Annotated in this window: 20 protein-coding genes; 11 read left to right on the forward strand and 9 right to left on the reverse strand. The window is 60.5% G+C overall.

The genetic code is table 11. The features are described 5' to 3' along the window. Window positions 1–8 precede the first annotated feature (8 nt). Both ACODTD_RS24435 and ACODTD_RS24440 read left to right on the forward strand, forming a co-directional pair. Window positions 9–1,211 (forward strand): HlyD/EmrA/EmrK family protein, encoded by a 1,203-nt coding sequence (locus ACODTD_RS24435; protein ID WP_201820069.1) that lies wholly within the window; start codon window positions 9–11, stop codon window positions 1,209–1,211. A gap of 92 nt (window positions 1,212–1,303) precedes the next feature. Then, window positions 1,304–2,833 (forward strand): DHA2 family efflux MFS transporter permease subunit, encoded by a 1,530-nt coding sequence (locus ACODTD_RS24440; protein WP_011334987.1) that lies wholly within the window; start codon window positions 1,304–1,306, stop codon window positions 2,831–2,833. A gap of 222 nt (window positions 2,834–3,055) precedes the next feature. On the opposite strand, the gene lpxH is transcribed toward ACODTD_RS24440, so the two are convergent. Both lpxH and ACODTD_RS24450 read right to left on the reverse strand, forming a co-directional pair. After that, complete coding sequence (lpxH, locus tag ACODTD_RS24445) at window positions 3,056–3,802, reverse strand: UDP-2,3-diacylglucosamine diphosphatase (protein WP_085745960.1); 747 nt, start codon at window positions 3,800–3,802, stop codon at window positions 3,056–3,058. Further along, window positions 3,799–4,305, reverse strand: coding sequence for a peptidylprolyl isomerase (locus ACODTD_RS24450; RefSeq protein ID WP_011334985.1), 507 nt, complete (start codon window positions 4,303–4,305; stop codon window positions 3,799–3,801). The genes lpxH and ACODTD_RS24450 overlap by 4 nt, the downstream gene beginning before the upstream one ends. Before the next feature lie 250 nt (window positions 4,306–4,555). On the opposite strand from ACODTD_RS24450, the gene ACODTD_RS24455 reads away from it, so the two are divergent. From ACODTD_RS24455 to ACODTD_RS24465, 3 genes are all read left to right on the forward strand, one after another. Then, on the forward strand, window positions 4,556–6,256 hold the full coding sequence (locus tag ACODTD_RS24455) for a glutamine--tRNA ligase/YqeY domain fusion protein (RefSeq protein ID WP_039767474.1): 1,701 nt from the start codon (window positions 4,556–4,558) through the stop codon (window positions 6,254–6,256). 20 nt (window positions 6,257–6,276) lie between these two features. Next, window positions 6,277–7,659: a cysteine--tRNA ligase gene (gene cysS, locus ACODTD_RS24460; protein ID WP_011334983.1), complete on the forward strand. Its 1,383-nt coding sequence runs from the start codon at window positions 6,277–6,279 to the stop codon at window positions 7,657–7,659. 301 nt (window positions 7,660–7,960) lie between these two features. After that, window positions 7,961–9,172, forward strand: a complete 1,212-nt coding sequence (locus ACODTD_RS24465) for an MFS transporter (RefSeq protein WP_221614381.1) — start codon at window positions 7,961–7,963, stop codon at window positions 9,170–9,172. A gap of 16 nt (window positions 9,173–9,188) precedes the next feature. Here the strand turns inward: ACODTD_RS24465 and ACODTD_RS24470 are convergent, their stop codons facing one another. Then, window positions 9,189–11,039, reverse strand: a complete 1,851-nt coding sequence (locus tag ACODTD_RS24470; protein ID WP_489105319.1) for a sigma-54-dependent Fis family transcriptional regulator — start codon at window positions 11,037–11,039, stop codon at window positions 9,189–9,191. 270 nt (window positions 11,040–11,309) lie between these two features. Here ACODTD_RS24470 and ACODTD_RS24475 point away from each other — a divergent pair, with 270 nt between their 5' ends. The 6 genes from ACODTD_RS24475 to ACODTD_RS24500 are packed head-to-tail and all read left to right on the forward strand — an operon-like array spanning window position 11,310 to window position 17,262. Beyond that, window positions 11,310–12,404 carry an ABC transporter ATP-binding protein gene (locus ACODTD_RS24475; protein ID WP_007951489.1) on the forward strand — a complete coding sequence of 365 codons (1,095 nt, stop codon included), beginning with the start codon at window positions 11,310–11,312 and terminating at the stop codon, window positions 12,402–12,404. Beyond that, on the forward strand, window positions 12,404–13,516 hold the full coding sequence (locus tag ACODTD_RS24480; RefSeq protein ID WP_007951488.1) for an ABC transporter ATP-binding protein: 1,113 nt from the start codon (window positions 12,404–12,406) through the stop codon (window positions 13,514–13,516). Before ACODTD_RS24475 ends, ACODTD_RS24480 begins: the two co-directional genes overlap by 1 nt. Further along, the gene (locus ACODTD_RS24485; RefSeq protein ID WP_007951487.1) at window positions 13,513–14,379 is read left to right on the forward strand and encodes a carbohydrate ABC transporter permease; all 867 of its coding nucleotides are present in this window, start codon (window positions 13,513–13,515) and stop codon (window positions 14,377–14,379) included. Before ACODTD_RS24480 ends, ACODTD_RS24485 begins: the two co-directional genes overlap by 4 nt. 9 nt (window positions 14,380–14,388) lie before the next feature. Next, entirely contained in the window at window positions 14,389–15,189 is an 801-nt protein-coding gene (locus tag ACODTD_RS24490; protein WP_011334979.1) for a carbohydrate ABC transporter permease, read from the forward strand. Between the two features lie 10 nt (window positions 15,190–15,199). Then, entirely contained in the window at window positions 15,200–15,472 is a 273-nt protein-coding gene (locus tag ACODTD_RS24495) for a DUF2160 domain-containing protein (protein ID WP_039767461.1), read from the forward strand. 47 nt (window positions 15,473–15,519) lie between these two features. Further along, on the forward strand, window positions 15,520–17,262 hold the full coding sequence (locus tag ACODTD_RS24500) for an ABC transporter substrate-binding protein (RefSeq protein ID WP_007951484.1): 1,743 nt from the start codon (window positions 15,520–15,522) through the stop codon (window positions 17,260–17,262). Window positions 17,263–17,305: 43 nt separating this feature from the next. On the opposite strand, the gene ACODTD_RS24505 is transcribed toward ACODTD_RS24500, so the two are convergent. The 6 genes from ACODTD_RS24505 to ACODTD_RS24530 form a co-directional block, all read right to left on the reverse strand. Then, complete coding sequence (locus ACODTD_RS24505) at window positions 17,306–18,184, reverse strand: alpha/beta fold hydrolase (protein WP_285354404.1); 879 nt, start codon at window positions 18,182–18,184, stop codon at window positions 17,306–17,308. After that, window positions 18,181–19,131, reverse strand: a complete 951-nt coding sequence (locus tag ACODTD_RS24510; RefSeq protein WP_285354403.1) for a class I SAM-dependent methyltransferase — start codon at window positions 19,129–19,131, stop codon at window positions 18,181–18,183. The genes ACODTD_RS24505 and ACODTD_RS24510 overlap by 4 nt, the downstream gene beginning before the upstream one ends. Further along, window positions 19,128–20,351 (reverse strand): YcaO-like family protein, encoded by a 1,224-nt coding sequence (locus ACODTD_RS24515; RefSeq protein WP_285354401.1) that lies wholly within the window; start codon window positions 20,349–20,351, stop codon window positions 19,128–19,130. Before ACODTD_RS24515 ends, ACODTD_RS24510 begins: the two co-directional genes overlap by 4 nt. A gap of 49 nt (window positions 20,352–20,400) precedes the next feature. Continuing rightward, window positions 20,401–20,733 carry a hypothetical protein gene (locus ACODTD_RS24520; protein ID WP_285354400.1) on the reverse strand — a complete coding sequence of 111 codons (333 nt, stop codon included), beginning with the start codon at window positions 20,731–20,733 and terminating at the stop codon, window positions 20,401–20,403. A 169-nt stretch (window positions 20,734–20,902) separates the two neighbouring features. Beyond that, window positions 20,903–22,312 (reverse strand): heavy metal sensor histidine kinase, encoded by a 1,410-nt coding sequence (locus tag ACODTD_RS24525; protein WP_221614384.1) that lies wholly within the window; start codon window positions 22,310–22,312, stop codon window positions 20,903–20,905. Beyond that, window positions 22,309–22,983: a heavy metal response regulator transcription factor gene (locus ACODTD_RS24530; protein ID WP_007951475.1), complete on the reverse strand. Its 675-nt coding sequence runs from the start codon at window positions 22,981–22,983 to the stop codon at window positions 22,309–22,311. Before ACODTD_RS24530 ends, ACODTD_RS24525 begins: the two co-directional genes overlap by 4 nt. Window positions 22,984–23,171: the final 188 nt, after the last annotated feature.

The following is a 23,171-nucleotide window of genomic DNA, read 5'->3' on the forward strand; positions in this document are numbered from 1 at the left end:
TACTTGTCATGGCCACTGCCGAAAACACACAAGCTCAAGACAACGCCCAGGACACTGGCAATCCGCGCAAACGCAAGGTGATGCTGCTGGTGCTGGCCGTTGTGGTTGCCCTCGCCGGTGCCGGCGTCTGGGCGTATCACGAATTCATCGGGCGCTGGAGCGAAAGCACCGACGACGCCTACGTCAACGGCAACGTGGTGGAAATCACCCCGCTGGTGACCGGCACCGTGGTCAGCATCGGTGCTGACGATGGCGATCTGGTGCATGAAGGCCAGGTGCTGATCAACTTCGACCCGAATGACGCCGAAGTCGGCCTGCAAAGTGCCAAGGCCAATCTGGCCCGCACCGTGCGTCAGGTGCGCGGCCTGTACAGCAACGTCGACGGCATGAAGGCCCAGGTCAATGCGCAACAGGCCGAAGTGCAGAAAGCCCAGGACAACTTCAACCGCCGGAAAAACCTCGCGGCCGGCGGGGCGATTTCCCAGGAAGAACTGTCCCACGCCCGCGATGACCTGACCTCGGCGCAGAACGCCCTGGCCAACGCCAAACAGCAACTGAAAACCACCAGCGCGCTGGTCGATGACACCGTGGTGTCCTCGCACCCGGACGTGATGGCCGCCGCCGCGCAACTGCGTCAGGCCTACCTGACCAACGCTCGCAGCACCTTGATTGCGCCGGTCACCGGTTATGTCGCCAAACGCACCGTGCAACTTGGCCAGCGTGTGCAGCCGGGCACCGCGCTGATGGCGGTGATTCCGCTGGATCAGCTGTGGATCGACGCCAACTTCAAGGAAACCCAGCTGCGTGACATGCGCATTGGCCAACCGGTGGAGATCGAGTCGGACATCTACGGCAGTGACGTCAAGTTCAACGGCACCGTCGACAGCCTCGGCGCGGGCACCGGCAGCGCGTTCGCCCTGTTGCCGGCGCAGAACGCCACCGGTAACTGGATCAAGATCGTGCAGCGTGTGCCGGTACGGATTCACGTCAACGCCGAAGAGCTGGCCAAACACCCGCTTCGCGTCGGCCTGTCGACCAATGTCGAGGTCAATCTGCACGACCAGAGCGGCCCGGTACTGGCCCAGCAACCGCCGCAAAAGGCCTCGTTCAGCACCAACGTCTACGATCGCCAACTGGCCGAAGCCGACGCGATGATCACCCAGTTGATCCACGACAACAGCGCGGCGGTCAGCAAGACTGCGCAACGCTGATCTCTTTCCCCCTGTGGGAGCGGGCTTGCTCCCACAAAGGGCAGCTGTGTCCGTAACAGACACGGCGCCAACCCGGCTTCATAGGATTCGCGATGAGCAATAACGCCTCTTTCACGCCGCCCAGCCTGTTGCTCAGCACCATCGGCCTGTCGCTGGCGACCTTCATGCAGGTGCTCGACACCACGATCGCCAACGTGGCGCTGCCGACCATTTCCGGCAACCTCGGCGTGAGTTCGGAGCAGGGCACCTGGGTCATCACCTCGTTCGCCGTGAGCAACGCCATTGCGCTGCCGCTCACCGGCTGGCTGAGCCGTCGCTTCGGCGAGGTGAAGCTGTTTCTGTGGGCGACCATTCTGTTTGTGCTGGCTTCGTTCCTCTGCGGTATTTCCACATCGATGCCGGAACTGATCGGCTTCCGCGTGCTGCAAGGCCTGGTGGCCGGGCCGTTGTACCCGATGACCCAGACGCTGCTGATCGCGGTCTATCCACCGGCGAGGAGGGGCATGGCCCTGGCGTTGCTGGCGATGGTTACGGTGGTGGCGCCGATTGCCGGGCCGATCCTCGGCGGCTGGATCACCGACAGTTACAGCTGGCCGTGGATCTTCTTCATCAACGTGCCGATCGGAATTTTCGCGGTGATGGTGGTGCGCCAGCAGCTGGCCAAACGCCCGGTGGTCACCAGCCGTCAGCCGATGGATTACGTCGGGCTGATCACGCTGATCATCGGCGTGGGTGCGTTGCAGGTGATCCTCGACAAGGGCAATGACCTGGACTGGTTCGAGTCAAACTTCATCATCATCGGCGCGGCGATTTCGGTGATCGCGCTGGCGGTATTCGTGATATGGGAAATGACCGACCAGCATCCGGTAGTCAATTTGCGCCTGTTCGCCTATCGCAACTTCCGCATCGGTACGCTGGTGCTGGTGTTGGGTTACGCCGGGTTCTTCGGCATCAACCTGATCCTGCCGCAGTGGTTGCAGACCCAGATGGGCTACACCGCGACCTGGGCCGGACTGGCGGTGGCACCGATCGGTATTCTGCCGGTGCTGCTGTCACCGTTTGTCGGCAAGTACGCGCACAAGTTCGACCTGCGTCTGCTCGCCGGGCTGGCGTTCCTGGCGATCGGCCTGAGCTGCTTCATGCGTGCGGAGTTCACCAACGAGGTGGACTTCCAGCACATCGCTCTGGTGCAGTTGTTCATGGGGATTGGCGTGGCGCTGTTCTTCATGCCGACCCTGAGCATTCTGATGTCGGACTTGCCGCCGAACCAGATTGCCGATGGTGCGGGTCTGGCGACGTTCCTGCGGACATTGGGTGGCAGTTTTGCGGCGTCGTTGACCACGTGGATCTGGATTCGCCGGGCGGATCAGCATCATGCCTACATGAGCGAGAGTATCAGCACCTTCGAACCAGCGACTCGCGAGACCTTGCATTCGCTGGGTGGCGCGAGCCAATCGGCCTATGCGCAGATGGATCAGATCCTCACCAGTCAGGCGTACATGCTCTCCACCGTGGATTACTTCACGCTGCTGGGATGGGGGTTTATGGGGTTGATTCTGATTGTGTGGCTGGCCAAGCCGCCATTCGCAGCCAAGGCAGGGCCGGCGGCTTCCGGGCACTAAGATCAAGAGCTTTCCCTCACCCTAACCCTCTCCCGGAGGGAGAGGGGACTGACCGAGGTGGATATTCGGGTTACACCGACCTGAAAGTCCGAGTTGAACTCAGGCCTTGAAGTGCAGACTTGCGAAACAGAGTCGAGCTCAGATTCTGAAAACTACGAATATCGGCTCCCTTTCCCCCTCGCCCCCTTGGGGGAGAGGGCTGGGGTGAGGGGGTAGCGATCTTCAGCCGTGCGGCAATGCCAACGGTGGCGCAAAATCAAACGGCGCTAACGCAAACCCGTTCTCATCCACCTGCAACGCCCAACCCTGACGATCCCAATCCCCCAGCACAATCCGCTTCGCCGCCTGATCGCCGATCTGCAACTTGTGGATCGCCGGGCGATGGGTGTGCCCGTGAACCAGGGTTTTCACCCCGTATTCCTGCATGATCCGCGGAATTTCCTCCGGCGTGACATCGACGATGTCATTGGCCTTCATCCGCGTCTGCGCCCGGCTTTCGCTGCGCAGTTTGCGCGCCAGTTTGTGGCGGGTGCGCAAGGGCAGGTGGCGCAGGATGAACAGGCTCAGCGGGTTGCGCAGGTAGCGGCGCAGCTTCATATAGGCTTCGTCGCGGGTGCACAGGCTGTCGCCGTGCATCAGCAGCACCGGTTCGCCGTAAAACTGCACGACACTCGGGTCCTTCAACAGCGTGCAGCCGGCCTGCTTGCAGAAGGCCTTGCCGAGCATGAAGTCGCGATTGCCGTGCATCAGAAAAATGGCCGTGCCGCTGTCGCTGAGTTCGCGCAGGGCCTGGCAGATGGAACGCTGGAAGGGGGTCATGGCGTCGTCGCCAATCCACGCCTCGAAAAAGTCGCCCAGAATGTACAACGCACTCGCCGAGCGGGCGCGTCCGGCGAGCAAATCCAGAAACGCCCGGGTAATGTCCGGGCGCTCCTCTTCCAGATGCAAGTCTGAAATCAGCAATATCACGCTTCGATGATCTCGGCTTTCTCGATGATCACGTCGTCTGCGGGTACGTCCTGGTGGCCTGCCTTGGACGTGGTGGAAACGCCTTCGATCTTGTCGACAACGTCGGTGCCCGCAACCACTTTACCGAACACGGCATAACCCCAGCCCTGGGCGGTCTTGGCGGTGTGGTTCAGGAAGCTGTTGTCGGAGGCGTTGATGAAGAACTGCGCCGAAGCCGAATGCGGGTCCATGGTACGGGCCATGGCGATGGTGTACTTGTCGTTCTTCAGACCGTTGTCGGCTTCGTTCTGGATGCTCGGGCTCTTGTCTTTCTTTTCTTTCATGCCTGGCTCGAAACCGCCGCCCTGGATCATGAAGCCTTTGATGACGCGGTGGAACACGACGTTCTCGTAGTGACCTTTCTTGACGTATTCGATGAAGTTGGCGGTGGTGAGAGGCGCCTTTTCAGCGTTCAGTTCGATGACGATGTCACCGAAGTTGGTGGTCAATTTAACTTGAGTCATGATCGATGCTCTTTATAAGGAATTCGTGGGTATTGGGACATTTGGGCCCCGTACCGGTTCAGCCCGTGAGGGCCAAGGTGCGCAGTTTAGCGTGACAGGCGCGAATTTCGAGGCTGTTTTTCAAAACCCGGCGATTAAATGCATTCCTTTTAAGCCCTGCTCTGTCAGGGGCTTGACAGCATCGGCTATGATAGCGGCTTTGTTTTGTCAGGCCCGTGTCCCGGCCGCGCACTGTACGTTCAAGGATCCTATGAGCAAGCCCACTGTCGACCCTACCTCGAATTCCAAGACCGGCCCCGTTACGCCGGTCAATTTCCTGCGCCCGATCATCCAGGCGGACCTGGACTCGGGTAAGCACACGCAGATCGTCACCCGTTTCCCGCCTGAGCCCAACGGCTACCTGCACATCGGCCACGCCAAGTCGATCTGTGTGAACTTCGGCCTGGCCCAGGAGTTCGGCGGCGTTACCCACCTGCGTTTCGACGACACCAACCCGGCCAAGGAAGACCAGGAATACATCGACGCGATCGAAAGCGACGTCAAATGGCTGGGCTTCGAATGGTCCGGCGAAGTGCGCTACGCCTCTCAATATTTCGACCAGTTGCACGACTGGGCCGTCGAGCTGATCAAGGCCGGCAAGGCCTACGTCGACGACCTGACGCCCGAGCAAGCCAGGGAATACCGCGGCAGCCTGACCGAGCCGGGCAAGAACAGCCCGTTCCGCGACCGTTCGGTGGAAGAGAACCTGGACTGGTTCGCCCGCATGCGCGCCGGCGAATTCCCGGACGGTGCCCGCGTGCTGCGCGCCAAGATCGACATGGCCTCGCCGAACATGAACCTGCGCGACCCGATCATGTACCGCATCCGCCACGCTCATCACCACCAGACCGGTGACAAGTGGTGCATCTACCCGAACTACGATTTCACCCACGGTCAGTCGGACGCCATCGAAGGCATCACCCACTCGATCTGCACCCTGGAGTTCGAAAGCCATCGTCCGCTGTACGAGTGGTTCCTCGACGCACTGCCGGTGCCGGCGCACCCGCGTCAGTACGAATTCAGCCGTCTGAACCTCAACTACACCATCACCAGCAAGCGCAAGCTCAAGCAACTGGTTGACGAGAAACACGTCAATGGCTGGGACGATCCGCGCATGTCCACGCTGTCGGGTTTCCGCCGTCGTGGCTACACCCCGGCGTCGATCCGCAACTTCTGCGAGATGATCGGCACCAACCGTTCCGACGGCGTGGTCGACTTCGGCATGCTCGAGTTCAGCATCCGTCAGGACCTGGACGCGAACGCCCCGCGCGCCATGTGCGTGCTGCGTCCGTTGAAAGTCGTGATCACCAACTACCCGGAAGATCAGGTCGAGAACCTCGAACTGCCGCGTCATCCGCAGAAAGAAGAACTCGGCGTGCGCCAGCTGCCGTTCGCCCGTGAAATCTACATCGACCGCGATGACTTCATGGAAGAGCCGCCAAAAGGCTACAAGCGCCTGGAGCCGAACGGCGAAGTGCGTCTGCGCGGCAGCTACGTGATCCGTGCCGACGAAGCGATCAAGGACGCCGACGGCAACATCGTCGAGCTGCGTTGCTCGTACGATCCGGACACCCTGGGCAAGAACCCTGAAGGCCGCAAGGTCAAGGGCGTGATCCACTGGGTGCCGGCCGCTGCCAGCATCGAGTGCGAAGTGCGTCTGTACGATCGCCTGTTCCGTTCTCCGAACCCGGAGAAGGCCGAAGACAGCGCGAGTTTCCTGGACAACATCAACCCTGACTCACTGCAAGTGCTGACCGGTTGTCGTGCCGAGCCTTCGCTGGGCAATGCACAGCCGGAAGACCGTTTCCAGTTCGAGCGCGAAGGCTACTTCGTCGCGGATATCAAGGACTCGAAACCAGGTCAGCCGGTATTCAACCGTACCGTGACCCTGCGCGATTCGTGGGGCCAGTGATCAAGTCTTAAGGAAACACCGTGCTTACGATCTACAACACGCTCACCAAGAGCAAAGAAGTCTTCAAGCCGCTGGATGGCAACAAGGTGCGCATGTACGTCTGCGGGATGACCGTGTACGACTACTGCCACCTGGGCCACGGCCGCAGCATGGTCGCGTTCGACCTGGTGACCCGCTGGTTGCGGTTCAGCGGTTATGACCTGACCTACGTGCGCAACATCACCGACATCGACGACAAGATCATCAACCGGGCCAACGAGAACGGTGAATCGTTCGAAGCGTTGACCGAGCGCATGATCGCGGCGATGCACGAAGACGAAGCGCGCCTGAACATCAAGAAGCCGGACATGGAGCCGCGCGCCACGGATCATATTCCGGGCATGCACGCGATGATCCAGACCCTGATCGACAAAGGTTACGCCTACGCCCCGGGCAATGGCGACGTGTACTACCGCGTCGGCAAGTTCATGGGCTACGGCAAGCTCTCGCGCAAGAAGATCGAAGACCTGCGCATCGGTGCGCGGATCGAGGTCGACGAAGCCAAGGAAGATCCGCTGGACTTCGTGCTCTGGAAAGGCGTCAAGCCTGGCGAGCCGAGCTGGGAATCGCCGTGGGGCGCCGGGCGTCCGGGCTGGCACATCGAGTGCTCGGTGATGTCCACCTGCTGCCTCGGCGAGACTTTCGACATTCATGGCGGCGGCAGCGACCTCGAGTTTCCGCACCACGAAAACGAAATCGCCCAGAGCGAAGCGGCCACCGGCAAGACCTACGCCAACGCGTGGATGCACTGCGGCATGATCCGTATCAATGGCGAGAAGATGTCCAAGTCCTTGAACAACTTCTTCACCATTCGCGACGTGCTCGACAAGTACCACCCGGAAGTCGTGCGTTACCTGCTGGTGTCGAGCCACTACCGCAGCGCGATCAACTATTCGGAAGACAACCTCAAGGACGCCAAGGGCGCACTGGAGCGTTTCTACCATGCGTTGAAAGGCTTGCCGAAAGTGGCACCGGCGGGTGGCGAAGCCTTCGTCGAGCGTTTCACCCAGGTGATGAACGACGACTTCGGCACGCCGGAAGCCTGTGCGGTGCTGTTCGAGATGGTTCGCGAGATCAACCGTCTGCGCGAGAGCGATCTCGATGCGGCGGCCGGTCTGGCGGCGCGCTTGAAGGAACTGGCCAGCGTGCTAGGTGTGTTGCAGCTTGAAGCCGATGACTTCCTGCAGGCCGGTGCCGAAGGGCGGGTCGATGCGGCTGAGGTTGATGCACTGATCCAGGCGCGCCTGACTGCCCGTGCCAACAAGGACTGGGCCGAATCCGACCGCATCCGCGACCAGCTCACCGCCATGGGCGTGGTGCTGGAAGACGGCAAGGGCGGCACGACCTGGCGTCTGGCTGACTGATTGCTGCGCCTGTTACAAACAAAACCCGCCTTGTGCGGGTTTTTGTTTTTCTGTCCGATTGATCGATCTCACGCAGACAGTTGATCGTTCCCACGCTCCGCGTGGGAATGCAGCCCGGGACGCTCCGCGTCCCATGCCGAAGCGGACGCGGAGCGCCCATTGAGGCGTTCCCACGCAGACGGTTCGACGCCTCGACGTGGGAACGATCCAGACAATGTGTGATTGCTTTTGGTATTCGCATAGGTCTTGATAGCGCACGCGGCAGGATGCTCATCAGCGGCGAATCCGGAAGGGAGGAATCATGGCTAATCACTATCGCGAACTGGTATCGACACCCGGCGCCACCGGGCTGATCCTCGCGAGCTCCATCGCCCGACTGCCCCAGGCAATGATCGGTATCGGCATCATCACCATGCTGGTGCAGCAGACTGGCGTTTACTGGCTGGCGGGCGCAGTCGCCGGTACGTTTACCCTGGCTAATGCGCTGCTCGGTCCGCGCATCTCGAAACAGGTTGATCGGCGTGGCCAGAGTCGTGTGCTGCCCGTCGTTACGGCCTTCAGTATCGTCATGCTGCTGGCGCTGATTGTTGCCGTGCACCTGAGGGCTCCGGCCGCGTTGTTTTTTGTGCTGGCGGCTCTGGCGGGGACGATGCCGAGCATGCCGTCCATGATCCGCGCACGCTGGACGCAGCTGTTTCGTGGCAAGCCGCAACTGCACACCGCGTTCTCGCTGGACACAGTCCTCACTGAACTGGCTTACATCATCGGCCCGCCACTGGCGATCGGTTTGAGTGTGAGTTTCTTCGCAGAAGCCGGGCCGCTGGTGGCGGTAGGGTTGCTCGCTGTCGGCGTGACGGCGTTTCTCATGCAGCGGCAGACCGAACCGAAAGTGGTGGCGGGCAACCGGAAAAACAGCGGTTCGACCCTGCTGATTCCCGGCGTTCGCACCATTGTCCTGGCGTTGCTGGCGATGGGGGGTATTGGCGGAGCGATCGATGTTGCCGTTGTGGCCTTCGCCAATGCGCAAGGCTGGCCATCGGCTGCCACCTTCATTCTTGCCGCCTATGCATTCGGCTCGCTGGTGGCGGGTCTGACCTTCGGCGCGCTGCGGGTTTCGCTGGCGATTGAAAAACAGTTCTTTATCGGGATCCTGGTCACGGCAGTCACCGGCGTATTGCCGGTTTTCTCACCGGACGTTTATGTCCTTACCGCGATGCTGTTTATCGCCGGCATCTCGTTTGCGCCGACCATGGTGGTGGTGATGAAGCTGGGGTCGATCATTATCCCGGCGGCGAGGATGACCGAAGGACTGACGTGGATGACCACCGGGATCAGCATCGGCGTGGCGCTCGGCGGCATGCTGGCGGGGCTGGTGATTGATGCCTGGGGCGCACGGGCAGGGTTCGGCGTTGCGATAGCCGCAGGTCTGATGATGATGGTTGTGGTGTTGATGGGCCTGCGGACGTTGGCGGCCGCATCGGCTGCGCCTGTTGAGCCAGCCGTTTCAGTCTGATCCGCTATGGAGGCGCTCAGCTTTCAATCTGCCGCAATCGCTTGTACAGCGTATTGCGGCTCACCCCCAATCGCCGCGCCAGGTGGGAAATATTCCCGCCGGCCAGCTGCAACTCACGGTTCAACGCCTCGGCATCGTTCAGGTCGATGCCCAACGGCTCGGCCATTTCCACGGGCTCCATCTCCAGATCGACAAAAAAATCCTCCGGCAAATGCTCGGGTCGAATCGGTTGTTCCTCGGCCATCGCCAGTGCCACCTGCATCACGCTGCTGACCTGACGCAGATTGCCCGGCCACGGGTGCCGCTCGAACAGCTCCAGCACCTCACGACTCAATCCCGCCCACTGCGACGGCTCGCGATGTTGTTCCCACAGCCGTTTGAACAGCGCCTGCTTGTCGCTGCGCTCGCGTAGCGGTGGCAATTCCAGGGTCAGACCGCCGATGCGGTAGTACAGATCTTCGCGGAAGCGCCCCAGTTGCACCTGTTCCCTGAGCGAGCGGTTGGTGGCGGAGATGATCCGCAGATCCACCGGAAACAGCTCGCTGCTGCCCACCGGTTGCACGCAGCGCTCCTGCAACACCCGCAACAGCCGGGCCTGAGTCGGCAGCGGCATGTCGCCGATTTCATCGAGGAACAGCGTGCCTTTGTCGGCCTTGCGGATCAGGCCGATGCTGCCTTTCTGGTTGGCGCCGGTGAATGCGCCTTTCTCATAGCCGAACAGTTCGGACTCAACCAGTTCGGCTGGGATCGCCGCGCAGTTGACGGCGATGAACGCCTGTTTACTGCGGGAGCTGGCCTGGTGCAGGGCCTTGACGAAGACTTCCTTGCCGACCCCGGTTTCCCCGTGAATCAGCAGCGGGATGTCCTTTTCCAGCAAGCGTTCGGCCTGGCGCACGGCTTTTTCCACGCGGCTGTCACCGAAGTGCAACGTGCTCAGGCTGATGGCCGTGGGTACGGCGACTTTCGGTTCGGTGGGTCTGGCTTCAGTGAAGACCCGCGCCTGAATCTGTGCTTGTTTAGGTCGTTTCAACAAACACTGGAAACGATTGCGCCCGGAAGTCTGCAAGGCAAACGGCAACCCATCCGGCTGATTGATCAACTCCAGCAACGACACCTTGAACAGGCTCTCAACGCTGACCCGCGACAAGCGCACACCCAGCAAATTGTCGGCCCGGCGGTTGGCCGACAACACCTGACCGCTCTCATCAAAGATCAGCAGCCCGGCCCACTGGCTGTCGAGGTTGTTCAACCCGGTGTTGAAGGTCAGTTGAAAGTGCTGGCCATGGAACAGGTTGAGGATCAGCCGGTTTTCCACGGTCTGACTCATCATCTTGACCATGCCGAGGGTGTGCGAGGGCGGCAGATAGCTGTCGCTGGACACATCAAGTACGGCGATGACCTTGCGCTCGGCATCGAAAATCGGCGCGGCGGAACCGGTCATGAAGCGGTTGGCCTTGAGAAAGTGTTCATCGTGTTCGATGTGCACCGCCTGCTCGCAGGCCAGCGCCGTGCCGATGGCGTTGGTGCCGCTGGCGCGTTCGACCCAACTGGCGCCGGCCTGAAAACCGCGCGCCAGATTCGGCTCGATAAAGCGCTGGGTGCCCCAGGACGTCAGCACCTGGCCCTGATTGTCGGCCAGCATGATCAGGCAATTGGAATTGCTCAGGATGTTCTCGTAATACGGCAGCACTTCCTGGTGAGTGGTCTGCACCAGCGAATGATGGCGGTCGAGCAACTGCGCAATGCCGGCGGCGGGCAACTGATCGAAGGCCGGGGCGCTTTGATGATTGAGACCGAAGGCGCGGCAACGGGACCAGGAGTCCTGGACGATCGCATCGTGGGAAAGCGGCGGGGCAGGTGCGGCCATGATTGGCAGTCTCTGAAAGGTGCTTTGTTGTTTTTGTTATGGCTCGTTCGACGAGCAAAAAGCATCCATAGAGTGTTGTTCACTATTGTTCATTGTCAATCGCCCGACTGTTCAATTGTTCAGTAGCAACTGTTCACTTGTGTTCAGCTACGAACCCCGGTTTGCCTGGCCTCCAGCGAATTTTTCGGGAAATCAACAGCTTGCCGTTTCTGGCACGAATGTCGCTCTACAGGAAAGGTCGCTTGACTCCAATAATAAAAAGGCCGAGCCATGTCACTCACCCTGGAGCACGTCAGCCGTACCGTCGAGGGCCAGACCTGGATCGACGATGCGAGCCTGAAATTCGAACCCGGATCCTTCAACGTTTTGCTCGGGCGCACGCTGTCCGGCAAGACCAGTCTGATGCGTCTGATGGCCGGTCTGGACAAGCCCGACAGCGGCCGCATCCTGATGAACGGCGTCGACGTCACCCAGCGCCCGGTGCGTTTGCGCAACGTGTCGATGGTCTATCAGCAATTCATCAATTACCCGACCATGACGGTGTTCGAGAACATCGCCTCGCCGCTGCGCCAGGCCGGGATCTCCAACGAGCAGATCCAGAGCAAGGTTCAGGAAACCGCGAAGATGCTGCGCATCGAGAAATTCCTGAAGCGCTATCCGCTGGAACTGTCCGGTGGCCAGCAGCAGCGCACCGCGATGGCGCGGGCGCTGGTCAAGGATGCCGAACTGATTCTGTTCGACGAGCCGCTGGTCAACCTCGACTACAAACTGCGCGAAGAATTGCGCCAGGAAATGCGCGAGCTGTTCAAGGCGCGCCACACCATCGCCATCTACGCCACCACCGAGCCCAATGAAGCGCTGGCGCTGGGCGGCACCACCACCATTCTTCATGAAGGCCGGGTGATCCAGAGCGGCCCTTCGACCGAGGTCTATCACCAGCCGCAAACGGTGCTGGCCGCCGAATTGTTCTCCGAGCCACCGATCAACCTGATGCCGGGGCGTATCGCCGGCAACGAAGTGAGCTTCGCCAACTTCGTGCACTTTCCGTTGAACGTCGATCTGCGACCGGTGGGCGAGGGCGAGTTCCGTTTCGGCGTGCGCCCGAGTCATATCTCGCTGGTGCCGAGCAACGACGACGACCTGGAACTGGCGGTGACCGTCGAGGTGGCGGAGATCAGCGGTTCGGAAACCTTCCTGCACGTGCGCAACGAGCATTTCCTGCTGGTGCTGCATTTGCCCGGCGTTCACGAATACGACGTCGATGCGCCGATCCGCATCTATATCCCGACCCATAAACTGTTTGTGTTCGATGCGCAGGGCCGTCTGGTGCAGGCACCGGGCCGGCGCGTCGCGAGGGTTGCCTGATGGCCGAAATCCGTTTGCAGCACCTCGCCCACAGCTACAGCAAAACCCCGAGCGGGCCCGAGGATTACGCGATCCGCGAGATGGACCACATCTGGGAGCAGGGCGGTGCCTATGCCTTGCTCGGCCCTTCGGGCTGCGGCAAGTCGACCTTGCTCAACATCATTTCTGGCCTGCTCAGCCCGTCTCAGGGTCATGTGCTGTTCGACGGCAAAGCGGTCAACGACCTGACCCCGGAGAAGCGCAACATCGCCCAGGTGTTCCAGTTCCCGGTGGTGTACGACACCATGACCGTGTTCGACAACCTGGCCTTTCCTTTGAGAAATCAGGGCCTGGCCGAGGCGAAAGTGCACAGCAAGGTGCAGGAAATCGCCGAAGTCCTCGACCTGCAGAACCTGCTGAGCAAAAAGGCGCGCAACCTCACCGCCGACGAAAAACAGAAAGTCTCCATGGGCCGTGGTCTGGTGCGCGATGACGTCTCGGCGATTCTGTTCGACGAGCCGCTGACGGTGATCGACCCGCACCTGAAATGGAAACTGCGGCGCAAGCTCAAGCAGATCCACGAGCAGTTCAACATCACCATGGTCTACGTCACTCACGATCAGCTGGAGGCCTCGACCTTCGCCGACAAGATCGCGGTGATGTACGGCGGCCAGATCGTCCAGTTCGGCACGCCACGGGAATTGTTCGAGCGGCCAAGCCACACCTTTGTCGGCTACTTCATCGGCAGCCCGGGGATGAACCTGATCGAAGTGCAGCCGCAACCGGGCGGGGTCGGTTTCAACTCGACCCATCTGCCGCTGTCCGACGGCTTGCAGCGCCATATCGAACACGGTCAGTGGAAAAATCTGAAGGTCGGCATCCGTCCCGAGTTCATCCATGTGTGGGATGAGCCGTTCGATGACGCGATGCAGGCGCGAGTCGTACACGTCGAAGACCTCGGCACCTACAAGATCATGACCCTGGATCTGGACGGCGCACCGCTGAAAGTGCGCCTGGCCGAGGACAAACCGGTGCCGCAGGGCACGGCGTACATCAGTTTTCCGGCGCAATGGCTGATGGTCTATGCCGACGAATTTCTGTTGGATGCCACCGACAGCGAGGTACAGCCATGAACAAGGTGCAGAACAACAAGGCCTGGTGGCTGGTGTTGCCGGTATTCCTGCTGGTGGCCTTCAGTGCCGTGATTCCGATGATGACCGTGGTCAACTATTCGGTGCAGGACATCTTCGACCAGTCCAGCCGCTACTTCGTCGGCGCCGACTGGTACAAACAGGTGCTGCTTGACCCGCGCCTGCACGATTCGCTGCTGCGCCAGTTCATCTACTCGGCGTGTGTGCTGCTGATCGAAATCCCCCTCGGCATCGCCATTGCGCTGACCATGCCGACCAAGGGTCGCTGGTCGTCGGTGGTACTGATCGTGCTGGCGATCCCGCTGCTGATTCCATGGAACGTGGTCGGCACCATCTGGCAGATTTTCGGCCGCGCCGACATCGGCCTGCTCGGGTCGAGCCTCAACGCCATGGGCATCAGCTACAACTACGCGGCGAACACCATGGATGCCTGGGTCACCGTGCTGGTGATGGACGTCTGGCACTGGACTTCGCTGGTGGCGCTGCTGTGTTTCTCCGGCCTGCGGGCGATTCCCGATGTGTATTACCAGGCCGCGCGTATCGACCGGGCCTCGGCCTGGGCCGTGTTCCGGCACATTCAGTTGCCCAAGTTGAAAAGCGTGCTGTTGATCGCGGTGATGCTGCGCTTCATGGACAGCTTCATGATCTACACCGAACCGTTCGTGCTCACCGGTGGCGGGCCGGGTAACTCGACGACCTTCCTCAGTCAGACCCTGACCCAGATGGCCGTAGGCCAATTCGACCTGGGGCCGGCGGCGGCATTCTCGCTGGTGTACTTCCTGATCATCCTGCTGGTGTCCTGGCTGTTCTACACCGCCATGACCCACAACGATGCCAACCGCTGAGGCCCGGCCATGAGCAAAAGAAAGCTGATTCCCCTGCTGCTCTACATTTTTTTCCTGCTGGTGCCGATCTACTGGCTGCTGAACATGTCGTTCAAGAGCAACACCGAAATCCTCGGCGGACTGACCCTTTTCCCACAGGATTTCACGCTGGCGAACTACAAGGTGATCTTCACCGACCCGAGCTGGTACACCGGCTATATCAACTCGCTGTACTACGTCAGTCTGAACACGATCATTTCCCTGACCGTGGCGCTGCCGGCGGCGTATGCGTTTTCCCGTTACCGTTTTCTCGGCGACAAGCACCTGTTCTTCTGGCTGCTGACCAACCGCATGGCGCCACCAGCGGTGTTCCTGCTGCCGTTCTTCCAGCTGTATTCGTCGATCGGCCTGTTCGATACCCATATTGCCGTGGCGCTGGCGCACTGCCTGTTCAACGTGCCGCTGGCGGTGTGGATCCTCGAAGGTTTCATGTCCGGGGTGCCGAAGGAAATCGACGAAACCGCCTACATCGACGGCTACAGCTTTCCCAAGTTCTTCGTGAAGATCTTCATCCCGCTGATCGGCTCCGGCATCGGCGTGACGGCGTTTTTCTGCTTCATGTTTTCCTGGGTCGAACTGCTGCTGGCGCGCACGCTGACTTCGGTGAACGCCAAACCGATCGCGGCGGTGATGACGCGCACGGTGTCGGCATCCGGGATTGACTGGGGCGTACTGGCGGCAGCGGGGGTGTTGACTATTCTCCCCGGCATGCTGGTGATCTGGTTCGTTCGCAACCACGTGGCCAAGGGCTTTGCCCTGGGCCGGGTCTGAGGAACTGATGATGGAATGGATGAGCTGGACCGTCCCGACGGCGGCGTTTTTCATCGTGATCGGGTTGATCCTGGTGGGCATGACCACCTGGGAATTGCGCTCGCCGAGCATCTTGCGGCGAGGGTTTCTGCCGATTGCCACCACCCGTGGCGATCGCTTGTTCATCGGTCTTCTCGGCAGCGCCTACCTGCATCTGCTGGTAATCGGCGTGACCGACTGGAGCATCTGGGTAGCGTCCGCGTTGTCCCTGGTGTGGCTGTTGGCTGTGATGCGTTGGGGCTAGTCGAATCGCTCGGCAATCGTGCTCCGAAAACCTAACAGGAGGTCTCTATGTTCGATAAGAAAAATAAGCTGCGACATAGCATTTCATTGGCAGCCATGCTGGCACTCAGCGGTTTGAGCGCGTCCGCCTGGGCCGACGCCTACGAAGATGCCGCAAAAAAATGGATCGGCAGCGAGTTCAAACCGTCGACCCTGACGGCCGAGCAGCAATTGGAAGAACTGAAGTGGTTCATCAAGGCGGCCGAGCCGTTTCGCGGGATGGACATCAAGGTCGTCTCGGAAACCCTGACCACCCACGAATATGAATCCAAGGTGCTGGCCAAGGCCTTCAGCGAAATCACCGGCATCAAGCTGACCCACGACCTGCTGCAGGAAGGCGACGTCGTGGAAAAAATGCAGACGGTGATGCAGTCGGACAAGAACATCTACGACGGCTGGGTCAATGACTCGGACCTGATCGGTACGCACTTTCGCTACGGCAAGACCGAATCGATCACCGACCTGATGGCCAACGAAGGCAAGAACTTCACCTCGCCGACCCTCGACATCAAGGACTTCATCGGCATCTCCTTCACCACCGCGCCGGACGGCAAGATCTATCAATTGCCCGACCAGCAGTTCGCCAACCTGTACTGGTTCCGCGCCGACTGGTTCGAACGCGCCGACCTGAAAGCCAAGTTCAAGGAAAAGTACGGCTACGAACTGGGCGTACCGGTGAACTGGTCGGCCTATGAAGACATCGCCAAGTTCTTCAGCGAAGACGTCAAGGAGATCGACGGCAAACGCATCTACGGGCACATGGACTACGGCAAGAAAGACCCGTCCCTGGGCTGGCGCTTCACTGATGCCTGGTTCTCCATGGCCGGTGGCGGCGACAAGGGCATTCCCAACGGTTTGCCGGTGGACGAGTGGGGGATTCGCGTCGAGGATTGCCACCCGGTCGGTTCCAGCGTGACCCGCGGCGGCGACACCAACGGCCCGGCGGCGGTGTTCGCCACCACCAAATACGTCGACTGGCTGAAAAAGTACGCGCCACCGGAAGCGGCGGGCATGACCTTCTCCGAGTCCGGCCCGGTGCCGTCCCAGGGCAACATCGCCCAGCAGATCTTCTGGTACACGGCCTTCACCGCCGACATGACCAAACCGGGCCTGCCGGTGGTCAACGCCGACGGCACGCCGAAATGGCGTATGGCGCCGTCGCCGCGAGGACCGTACTGGGAAGAGGGGATGAAACTCGGTTATCAGGACGTGGGCTCGTGGACCTTCATGAAATCCACGCCTGAGAAACAGAAACTCGCGGCCTGGCTGTACGCGCAGTTCGTGACCTCGAAAACCGTGTCGCTGAAGAAAACCATCGTCGGCCTGACGCCGATTCGCGAGTCGGACATCAACTCGCAGGCGATGACCGATCTGGCACCGAAACTCGGTGGTCTGGTCGAGTTCTATCGCAGCCCGGCCCGCGTGCAATGGACGCCGACCGGCACCAACGTGCCGGACTATCCTCGCCTGGCACAACTGTGGTGGAGCCACATCGCCGAGGCCGCCAGCGGCGAGAAGACCCCGCAACAGGCCCTTGACGGTCTGGCCAAGGATCAGGACGCGATCATGACCCGTCTGGAACGCTCCAAGGCCCAAGCGGTGTGCGCCCCGAAAATGAACCCCGAGCGCGACGCGCAATACTGGTTCGACCAGCCGGGCGCACCAAAACCGAAACTGGCCAACGAGAAGCCGAAAGGCGAAACCGTGAGCTACAACGAACTGCTCAAGTCGTGGGAGGCGGCACGCAAGTAAGGGTTTTTGAGGAATGGGACGGCACCTTCGGGTGCCGTTTTTCTTAGCCCTCGATTTCACGTTTCACCGCCCGACGCACTGCTTTGAGGATCGCATTTTCAAAGGCGTTGTGCCCGGCATGCAGCAGTCGGCAGTGGATGTTCATGCGTTGCCTGAGCCAGCGCACGCTGGCCATGCCATGGGTGTCGCGGATGCCCTGGATCAGCAGGGTGTTGTCGTCGAGGGTCAGGTATTCGTCCTTTGGGGTGAAGCAATAGTTCTGCAGGTGGTAATGCAGTTCCAGACGGATCGCAAGCACGGCTTCCTGATCGACGAAACGCTCCAGGGTGTCGGGGCAAATCGTCTGCCCTGAGCGACGTAGAACAGCGTTCAACCATTCGATGGCGGCGCGGTGCTGCTGCGATGGACAGCCTTCGCCGAGGATCCGGTAGATGTCGCTGGCCCGTTGGCCGGGCGACATTTGAGGCGATTGCGCCAACCCGTCATTGAGCGCCTGATCGTAGGCCCGGACATTGGCGGCAAACGGCACGAATAACGAAACCAGTGTGCTTTTCAGCAGGTGCTGCGGATATCGCTGCTGGTACTGGATCGCCAGCCAACTGCCCCATGACACGCCCAGCACGCTGATTTTTTCGAAGCCGAAATGCTGGCGCAGGGCATCGATGTCTTCGACACACAGCCCGGTAGTGTTGTCCCGCAGCTCGCCGTAAGGCGTCGAGCGCCCGCAACCCCGTTGGTCGAACAGGATGATGTCGAACCGGCCCTGGTCGAAGAACTGCAAATGGTGGCGGCTGAAACGTCCGCCGGGGCCGCCATGGAGGAAAAACACCGGTTCGTGTCCCGGAACACCATGCCGTTCCCAATAGAGTTGATGGCCGTCGCCGGTCGGGTAATAACCTCGGCTGTGCAGGGAAAAACTCATGGCGCCGAAACCGTCAGACGATAGAACTGGAACAGCTCGACCTGCCCCGACCGTGCCGCGACACTGGATTCAAGTTTCAGGTGGTGGATGGAGGCAAGCCAGGTGACCGGAATCAGTACCGGGGTGTGACCGAAGACGAGGATCGTGCCGCCGGGCTTGACGCAGCGGATCAGCGACTCGAATGCGGTTTGGGCCTCACGACGGGTCAAGACTTCGGCGTTGAGGAAACGCAGGATCAAGACATCGCAGCGAATCCCGGCATCGAAAGCTTCACTCGCCTCCAGCACATCGAACTCGACGGATGTCCCGCTGTGACATTGCCTGGCGTGTTCGATCATCGAGGCCGAACGGTCACTGCCCAGGCACAGACAGTCTGGCAGGGCGCGGGCGAGGTGGGCGATGAACGCGCCGGTCGAACAGGCCGGGTCGTAAATCAGTGCGCCTTTTCCAGTGATGGCCTGGAGCAGCCCGGCGCAGTATTCGCGCAAGTGCTGCTCGTCAGTGTTCAGCTGTTCGGCCAGTGATGCGTTGCATTGCCAGAAATCTGCCGGGCAGACCGCTTCCCGACCTGTCTCATCCAGCAGCGGAAAGGGAAACAGGATCTCACTGTCAGCCTGATGCAAGGCGTGCTCGAAGGCCTGCGTCTTCTCTGCGGGGGAAGCGGTCCGATAGCCGATCGACAACCCGTCATCTCCCCACAATGAATGGAGATGCGGGCCAAACAGCATGCCGGGTTTGAGTGCGCTGCCGGCCTGCCACCGAAAATGCCGGTCACGTTGCAGGAGCTTGCGGCCGACCCAGAGCTCATCGTTCACCCGCAGGAAAAAAATGTAATGCAGTCCGCTGCCTCGTGGTTCGAGGTAGTGACCAACAGCGCCGTTCTCGTTGAGGTAAAGGCGCATGGATCGGGCCAGTGTCAGCTCCCGGTTGCGATCGGGTCGGTTCATGAGGCGGGCCTCTCCAGCGTAAGGCCCCGGGCTTGCGGGACGACGACGTTACCGCTGCAGACCACGAAGAAGCGTTCCAGTCCGGGGATCACCACGTTGAGCAGGGTGGTGCCGAGCTCGGTTCGCTGCAGGACGGCGGCACCGAGCGTACGGCCATGAATCCGCAGGTCTTGAGTCAGCAAGTGCAGTTGACTGTCCACCGACAGGTCTTTAGCGGAATCCGGCAGTTTCACCTCGTGTTGAACGCAGCGATGCAGCAGCGTTTGCGGCTCGAACTGCGCACAGCGCAGCAGGCGCGGGAAGGGTTGCAGGTTGCGCAGCGCATTGGCCAGTGTCTGGCGGTATTCAGGTTCGGCGGCACTCAGTTGCAACTGCACCAGTTCAGTAAGCGCCCGCCACGCAGCATGGCGCGGGTCGAGAGAGCTGCCGCTGCCGAATACCTGTGGATGAGGGCTTGGCTTCGTAGTGAAGGCCAGAAAGGTCCGCGTCTTGAACTCGGTGCTGATATCCACCAGCACGATTTCGCCGTCGATTTCCTGTTCGGCATCGGCCCATAGACGACCGAGTTCGTCGCTTTCAGTGAGACGTGCCACCCGGCGCAGTGGCGGATGGTTCTGGTAATAGAAATGATCGAGCAGAAACAACGACACGGCGTCGCGCTCGATGCACTCGTTGGCGGCGTGCAGCAGCGCTTCGTTGTAAGTGGCGCCAATCGCGGTGCCGCTGTTGCTGGCGTAGCGCTGTACGGCGCGGCAGTCCGCCATGCCCGGTGACGAGGGCAAACGTGAGCCGTTCGGCGAGGTCAGCGCAATCGGATAGAAAAACCGGTCATGCCACGGCGGACAGACATAGGTTCGGCAGGTGATGCGCACGTTTTGCTGGCTGGTGAGCCTGTGCAGAAGCGAGTCATCGGCAAACATCGGCGTGTCTTTGAAATAGCGTTCAGTCTCTTCGTGAACATCGCAGGTGCAGAGCTTATCCGTCCAATAGTGCTCGAGCGCTTCATAAAGCGCGCCCAGGTGCGCCTGATCTGCATAGCCCTTGCCGGAGCCGCAGGCATGGCGGTTATCGCTGCCCTGAAGACTCGCCTGGACGGCAACGACTTTGCTGCCGAAGGTGCGGGTGTGTGGCGTGAGGCCCAGGCATGAAAGTTCGACATGAATACGCCGTTCTGCCTGATCGGCTGTGAGCTCACGCTCGGCCAACGTTGTCTTGTGCATGATTTCCTTCCTGGAAAACCCGCGAGGGCGCAAGCCCCCGCGGGTTCTGTCACTCGGCGTTGAGTTCCGCTCGTTCTTCCTCGGTCAGTTGCAGCGCTTCGATCTGCTCTGCCGAGGGCGCTTCCTGCTCTTCCAGTTCATCAATAGGGTTTGCGTTCCAGCTGCCCATGTAGCCCATGATGTTGCTCCTTGGTTGTTGTTTGGGAGTGCTGTTGCAAGCACGGGCCGAATCTAAAAGGGCGGTGACGGCGGGGTCAAAAATGTCCGGACGTTTCCAGTCGCGGGTTTCAGCGGTATCGAAATACGTACTGATAAAGCGTGAATTGACGCCGCGAGGACGTGTTTCTGAGGGGGCAGCACTGCGTTGCAACGGGCGAGCCACGCGAAAGGAATCAGCGGTTTGAGGCGTTCTGTCTTTTGCCGCTGTCAGACATTTCAGCGCAGGGACGACGCAAATTCGTGATGAAGGATTTACGGGGATGTATGCAGCACTTGTGCGGTGATTTTTCCCATGAGGTTTGAGAAAACACCGCACAAATCGGCTTGAAGGTTTAGTGCCGTTCCGGGTGCGTCACGGGAAACACCAGGCTGAATATTGTCATCGCTCCCGGTCGGCTTTGAACCTGCGCAGAGCCCTGATGCAGGGTCATGATCGAGTGCACGATGGCCAGTCCCAGACCGGTACTGCCCTGTGACCGGGTGCGGCTGCTGTCGATCCGGTAAAAACGGTCGAACAGATACGGCAGGTGCTGCGCTTCGATGCCCGCACCCGGATTGCTCACCCGCAATGACACCTCGTTCGGCGCCTGTTCGATGAACAGCGAAACGGTCTTGCCGGACGGGCAGTGGCGCAGGGCATTGGACAGCAGATTGGAAATCGCTCGCTGAATCATCAGCCGGTCCCCCGACACCTGCGCGCTGCCGATGACCTTCAGATCGATCTGTTTGTCCTGTGCCGTCAGGGAAAACAGATCCACCACCCTGGACGCCTCTTCTTCCAGCGCAATCGGCTCGAACGAGGCGTGCGCCGCAGGCTGGCTGGCCTGGGCCAGGAACAGCATGTCCGAGACAATCCGCGCGACCCGTTCCAGCTCTTCGGTGCAGGACACCAGAACGTTGGTGTATTCCTCGACCGAGCGCTCGCGCGACAGCGTCACCTGAGCCTTGCCCATCAGGTTGTTGATCGGCGTGCGCAGCTCGTGGGCCAGGTCATCGGAGAATTGCGACAACTGCTGCACGCCGCTGTCCAGGCGATCAAGCATCACGTTGATGCCCTGCGCCAGTTCGCTGAGTTCCTGGGGCATGTTCAGCACCGACAGGCGATGATCGAGATCCTGCGTCGTCACTCGCGCTGCCACTTTGCGAAATTCCCGCAACGGTGCCAACCCTCGCTGCACGGCGCCCCAAGCGGTCAGGCCGATGAATACCAGCAGCAACGGCAAAGCCATCAACGTCGAGCGCAAATAAGCACTGAGCAAGGCCTGATCGTGGGCGTTATCCATCGACAGCAGGACTGGTACGCTGCTGCCGTCCTTGAGGCGAATCAGCTTGGAGACGGTGAGAAACTTCGCACCTTCGGCATCGGCGCTGTCGGTGTGGGTCAACTGATCGGTTGTCGCCCGTACCGCCTTCAGTTCAACGCGCGGATCGGTCAGACCCGAACCGGACTTGAGCAGCGGGGTGCGCAGATTGTTCAGGTCATAAATAGTCAGGGTCAGGTTGTCGTGCCCCATGACCTGATCGAGCAGAATGTGCGGCTTGGCACTGATCTCTCCGGTGTCGAAGTACAGCGTCAGGCTGTGCTCGACTTGTTCCAGCTTCTTTTCCAGGCTGTCCCGGGATAGCGCGTTCAGCTCGTGGGTCAGGGCGAAATACGCGAGGATCGCCAGGAACACCACCAGCAATGCGCCCAGAATGCTGACCGTCAGACCCAGCCGCAGCGACAGGCTGGCCGGCTTCATTCCCGCGCCTCCAGCACATAGCCGACGCCGCGCAAGGTGTGGATCAGTTTGCTGTCGAACGGGTCGTCGATCTTCGCCCGCAAGCGGCGGATCGAGACTTCGACCACGTTGGTGTCGCAGTCGAAATTCATGTCCCACACCAGCGAGATGATCTGGGTGCGGGTCAGCACTTCGCCGGACTGGCGCATCAGCAGGTGCAGCAGGGCGAATTCCTTGGTGGTCAGGTCGATGCGCTGGGTGCCACGAAACGCCCGGTGACGGCCCGGATCGAGTTCCAGATCGGCAACCTTGAGCACCTGCGGCACCGGGATGTTCTCGCTGCGCCGCATCAACGTGCGCACCCTGGCCAGCAGCTCCGGGAACTCGAACGGCTTGACCAGATAATCATCGGCGCCCAGATCCAGACCCCGGATCTTGTCCGCCAGCCGCCCGCGTGCGGTGAGCATCATCACCCGGGTGGAGTGAGTGCGACGCAGTTGTTCCAGCACGCTCCAGCCGTCGAGTTCCGGCAGGTTCACATCGAGGATGATCAGGTCATAAACCTGTTGTTGCGCCAGGTGCAAACCATCCGCGCCATTGACCGCGTGATCAACGATATAACCACTTTCGGTCAGGCCCTGATGCAAGTATTCGGCAGCTTTAAGCTCGTCCTCGACGACAAGGATTCGCATGATGTTTCACCACTTTTAATGAATGGGTATTTAACTAAGTGAGTCTGGAAGTTGCAGTTTTTTGTAGGGACTTCCTGACGGACTTCGTAACTGAGTGGCGTGCACGGTAAAGGCTGTAGTGGCTACAGAGTCAACGTCTGAGCCCTTTAAATCGGCCATCCGCGACAGCCTTTCGCAGCGAAATGGTC

This window comes from Pseudomonas sp. FG35 (genome assembly GCF_057809295.1).

Excerpts from the sequence above, each read along its gene's own strand:
- ACODTD_RS24515 (WP_285354401.1), bottom strand. The coding sequence starts at position 20,351 with ATGCACAAGACAACGTTGGCCGAGCGTGAGCTCACAGCCGATCAGGCA.
- ACODTD_RS24525 (WP_221614384.1), bottom strand. The coding sequence starts at position 22,312 with ATGAAGCCGGCCAGCCTGTCGCTGCGGCTGGGTCTGACGGTCAGCATT.
- ACODTD_RS24510 (WP_285354403.1), bottom strand. The coding sequence starts at position 19,131 with ATGAACCGACCCGATCGCAACCGGGAGCTGACACTGGCCCGATCCATG.
- ACODTD_RS24500 (WP_007951484.1), top strand. The coding sequence starts at position 15,520 with ATGTTCGATAAGAAAAATAAGCTGCGACATAGCATTTCATTGGCAGCC.
- ACODTD_RS24465 (WP_221614381.1), top strand. The coding sequence starts at position 7,961 with ATGGCTAATCACTATCGCGAACTGGTATCGACACCCGGCGCCACCGGG.
- ACODTD_RS24455 (WP_039767474.1), top strand. The coding sequence starts at position 4,556 with ATGAGCAAGCCCACTGTCGACCCTACCTCGAATTCCAAGACCGGCCCC.
- ACODTD_RS24530 (WP_007951475.1), bottom strand. The coding sequence starts at position 22,983 with ATGCGAATCCTTGTCGTCGAGGACGAGCTTAAAGCTGCCGAATACTTG.
- ACODTD_RS24480 (WP_007951488.1), top strand. The coding sequence starts at position 12,404 with ATGGCCGAAATCCGTTTGCAGCACCTCGCCCACAGCTACAGCAAAACC.
- ACODTD_RS24435 (WP_201820069.1), top strand. The coding sequence starts at position 9 with ATGGCCACTGCCGAAAACACACAAGCTCAAGACAACGCCCAGGACACT.
- ACODTD_RS24485 (WP_007951487.1), top strand. The coding sequence starts at position 13,513 with ATGAACAAGGTGCAGAACAACAAGGCCTGGTGGCTGGTGTTGCCGGTA.
- ACODTD_RS24450 (WP_011334985.1), bottom strand. The coding sequence starts at position 4,305 with ATGACTCAAGTTAAATTGACCACCAACTTCGGTGACATCGTCATCGAA.
- ACODTD_RS24440 (WP_011334987.1), top strand. The coding sequence starts at position 1,304 with ATGAGCAATAACGCCTCTTTCACGCCGCCCAGCCTGTTGCTCAGCACC.
- ACODTD_RS24505 (WP_285354404.1), bottom strand. The coding sequence starts at position 18,184 with ATGAGTTTTTCCCTGCACAGCCGAGGTTATTACCCGACCGGCGACGGC.
- ACODTD_RS24470 (WP_489105319.1), bottom strand. The coding sequence starts at position 11,039 with ATGGCCGCACCTGCCCCGCCGCTTTCCCACGATGCGATCGTCCAGGAC.
- ACODTD_RS24475 (WP_007951489.1), top strand. The coding sequence starts at position 11,310 with ATGTCACTCACCCTGGAGCACGTCAGCCGTACCGTCGAGGGCCAGACC.
- ACODTD_RS24495 (WP_039767461.1), top strand. The coding sequence starts at position 15,200 with ATGGAATGGATGAGCTGGACCGTCCCGACGGCGGCGTTTTTCATCGTG.
- ACODTD_RS24490 (WP_011334979.1), top strand. The coding sequence starts at position 14,389 with ATGAGCAAAAGAAAGCTGATTCCCCTGCTGCTCTACATTTTTTTCCTG.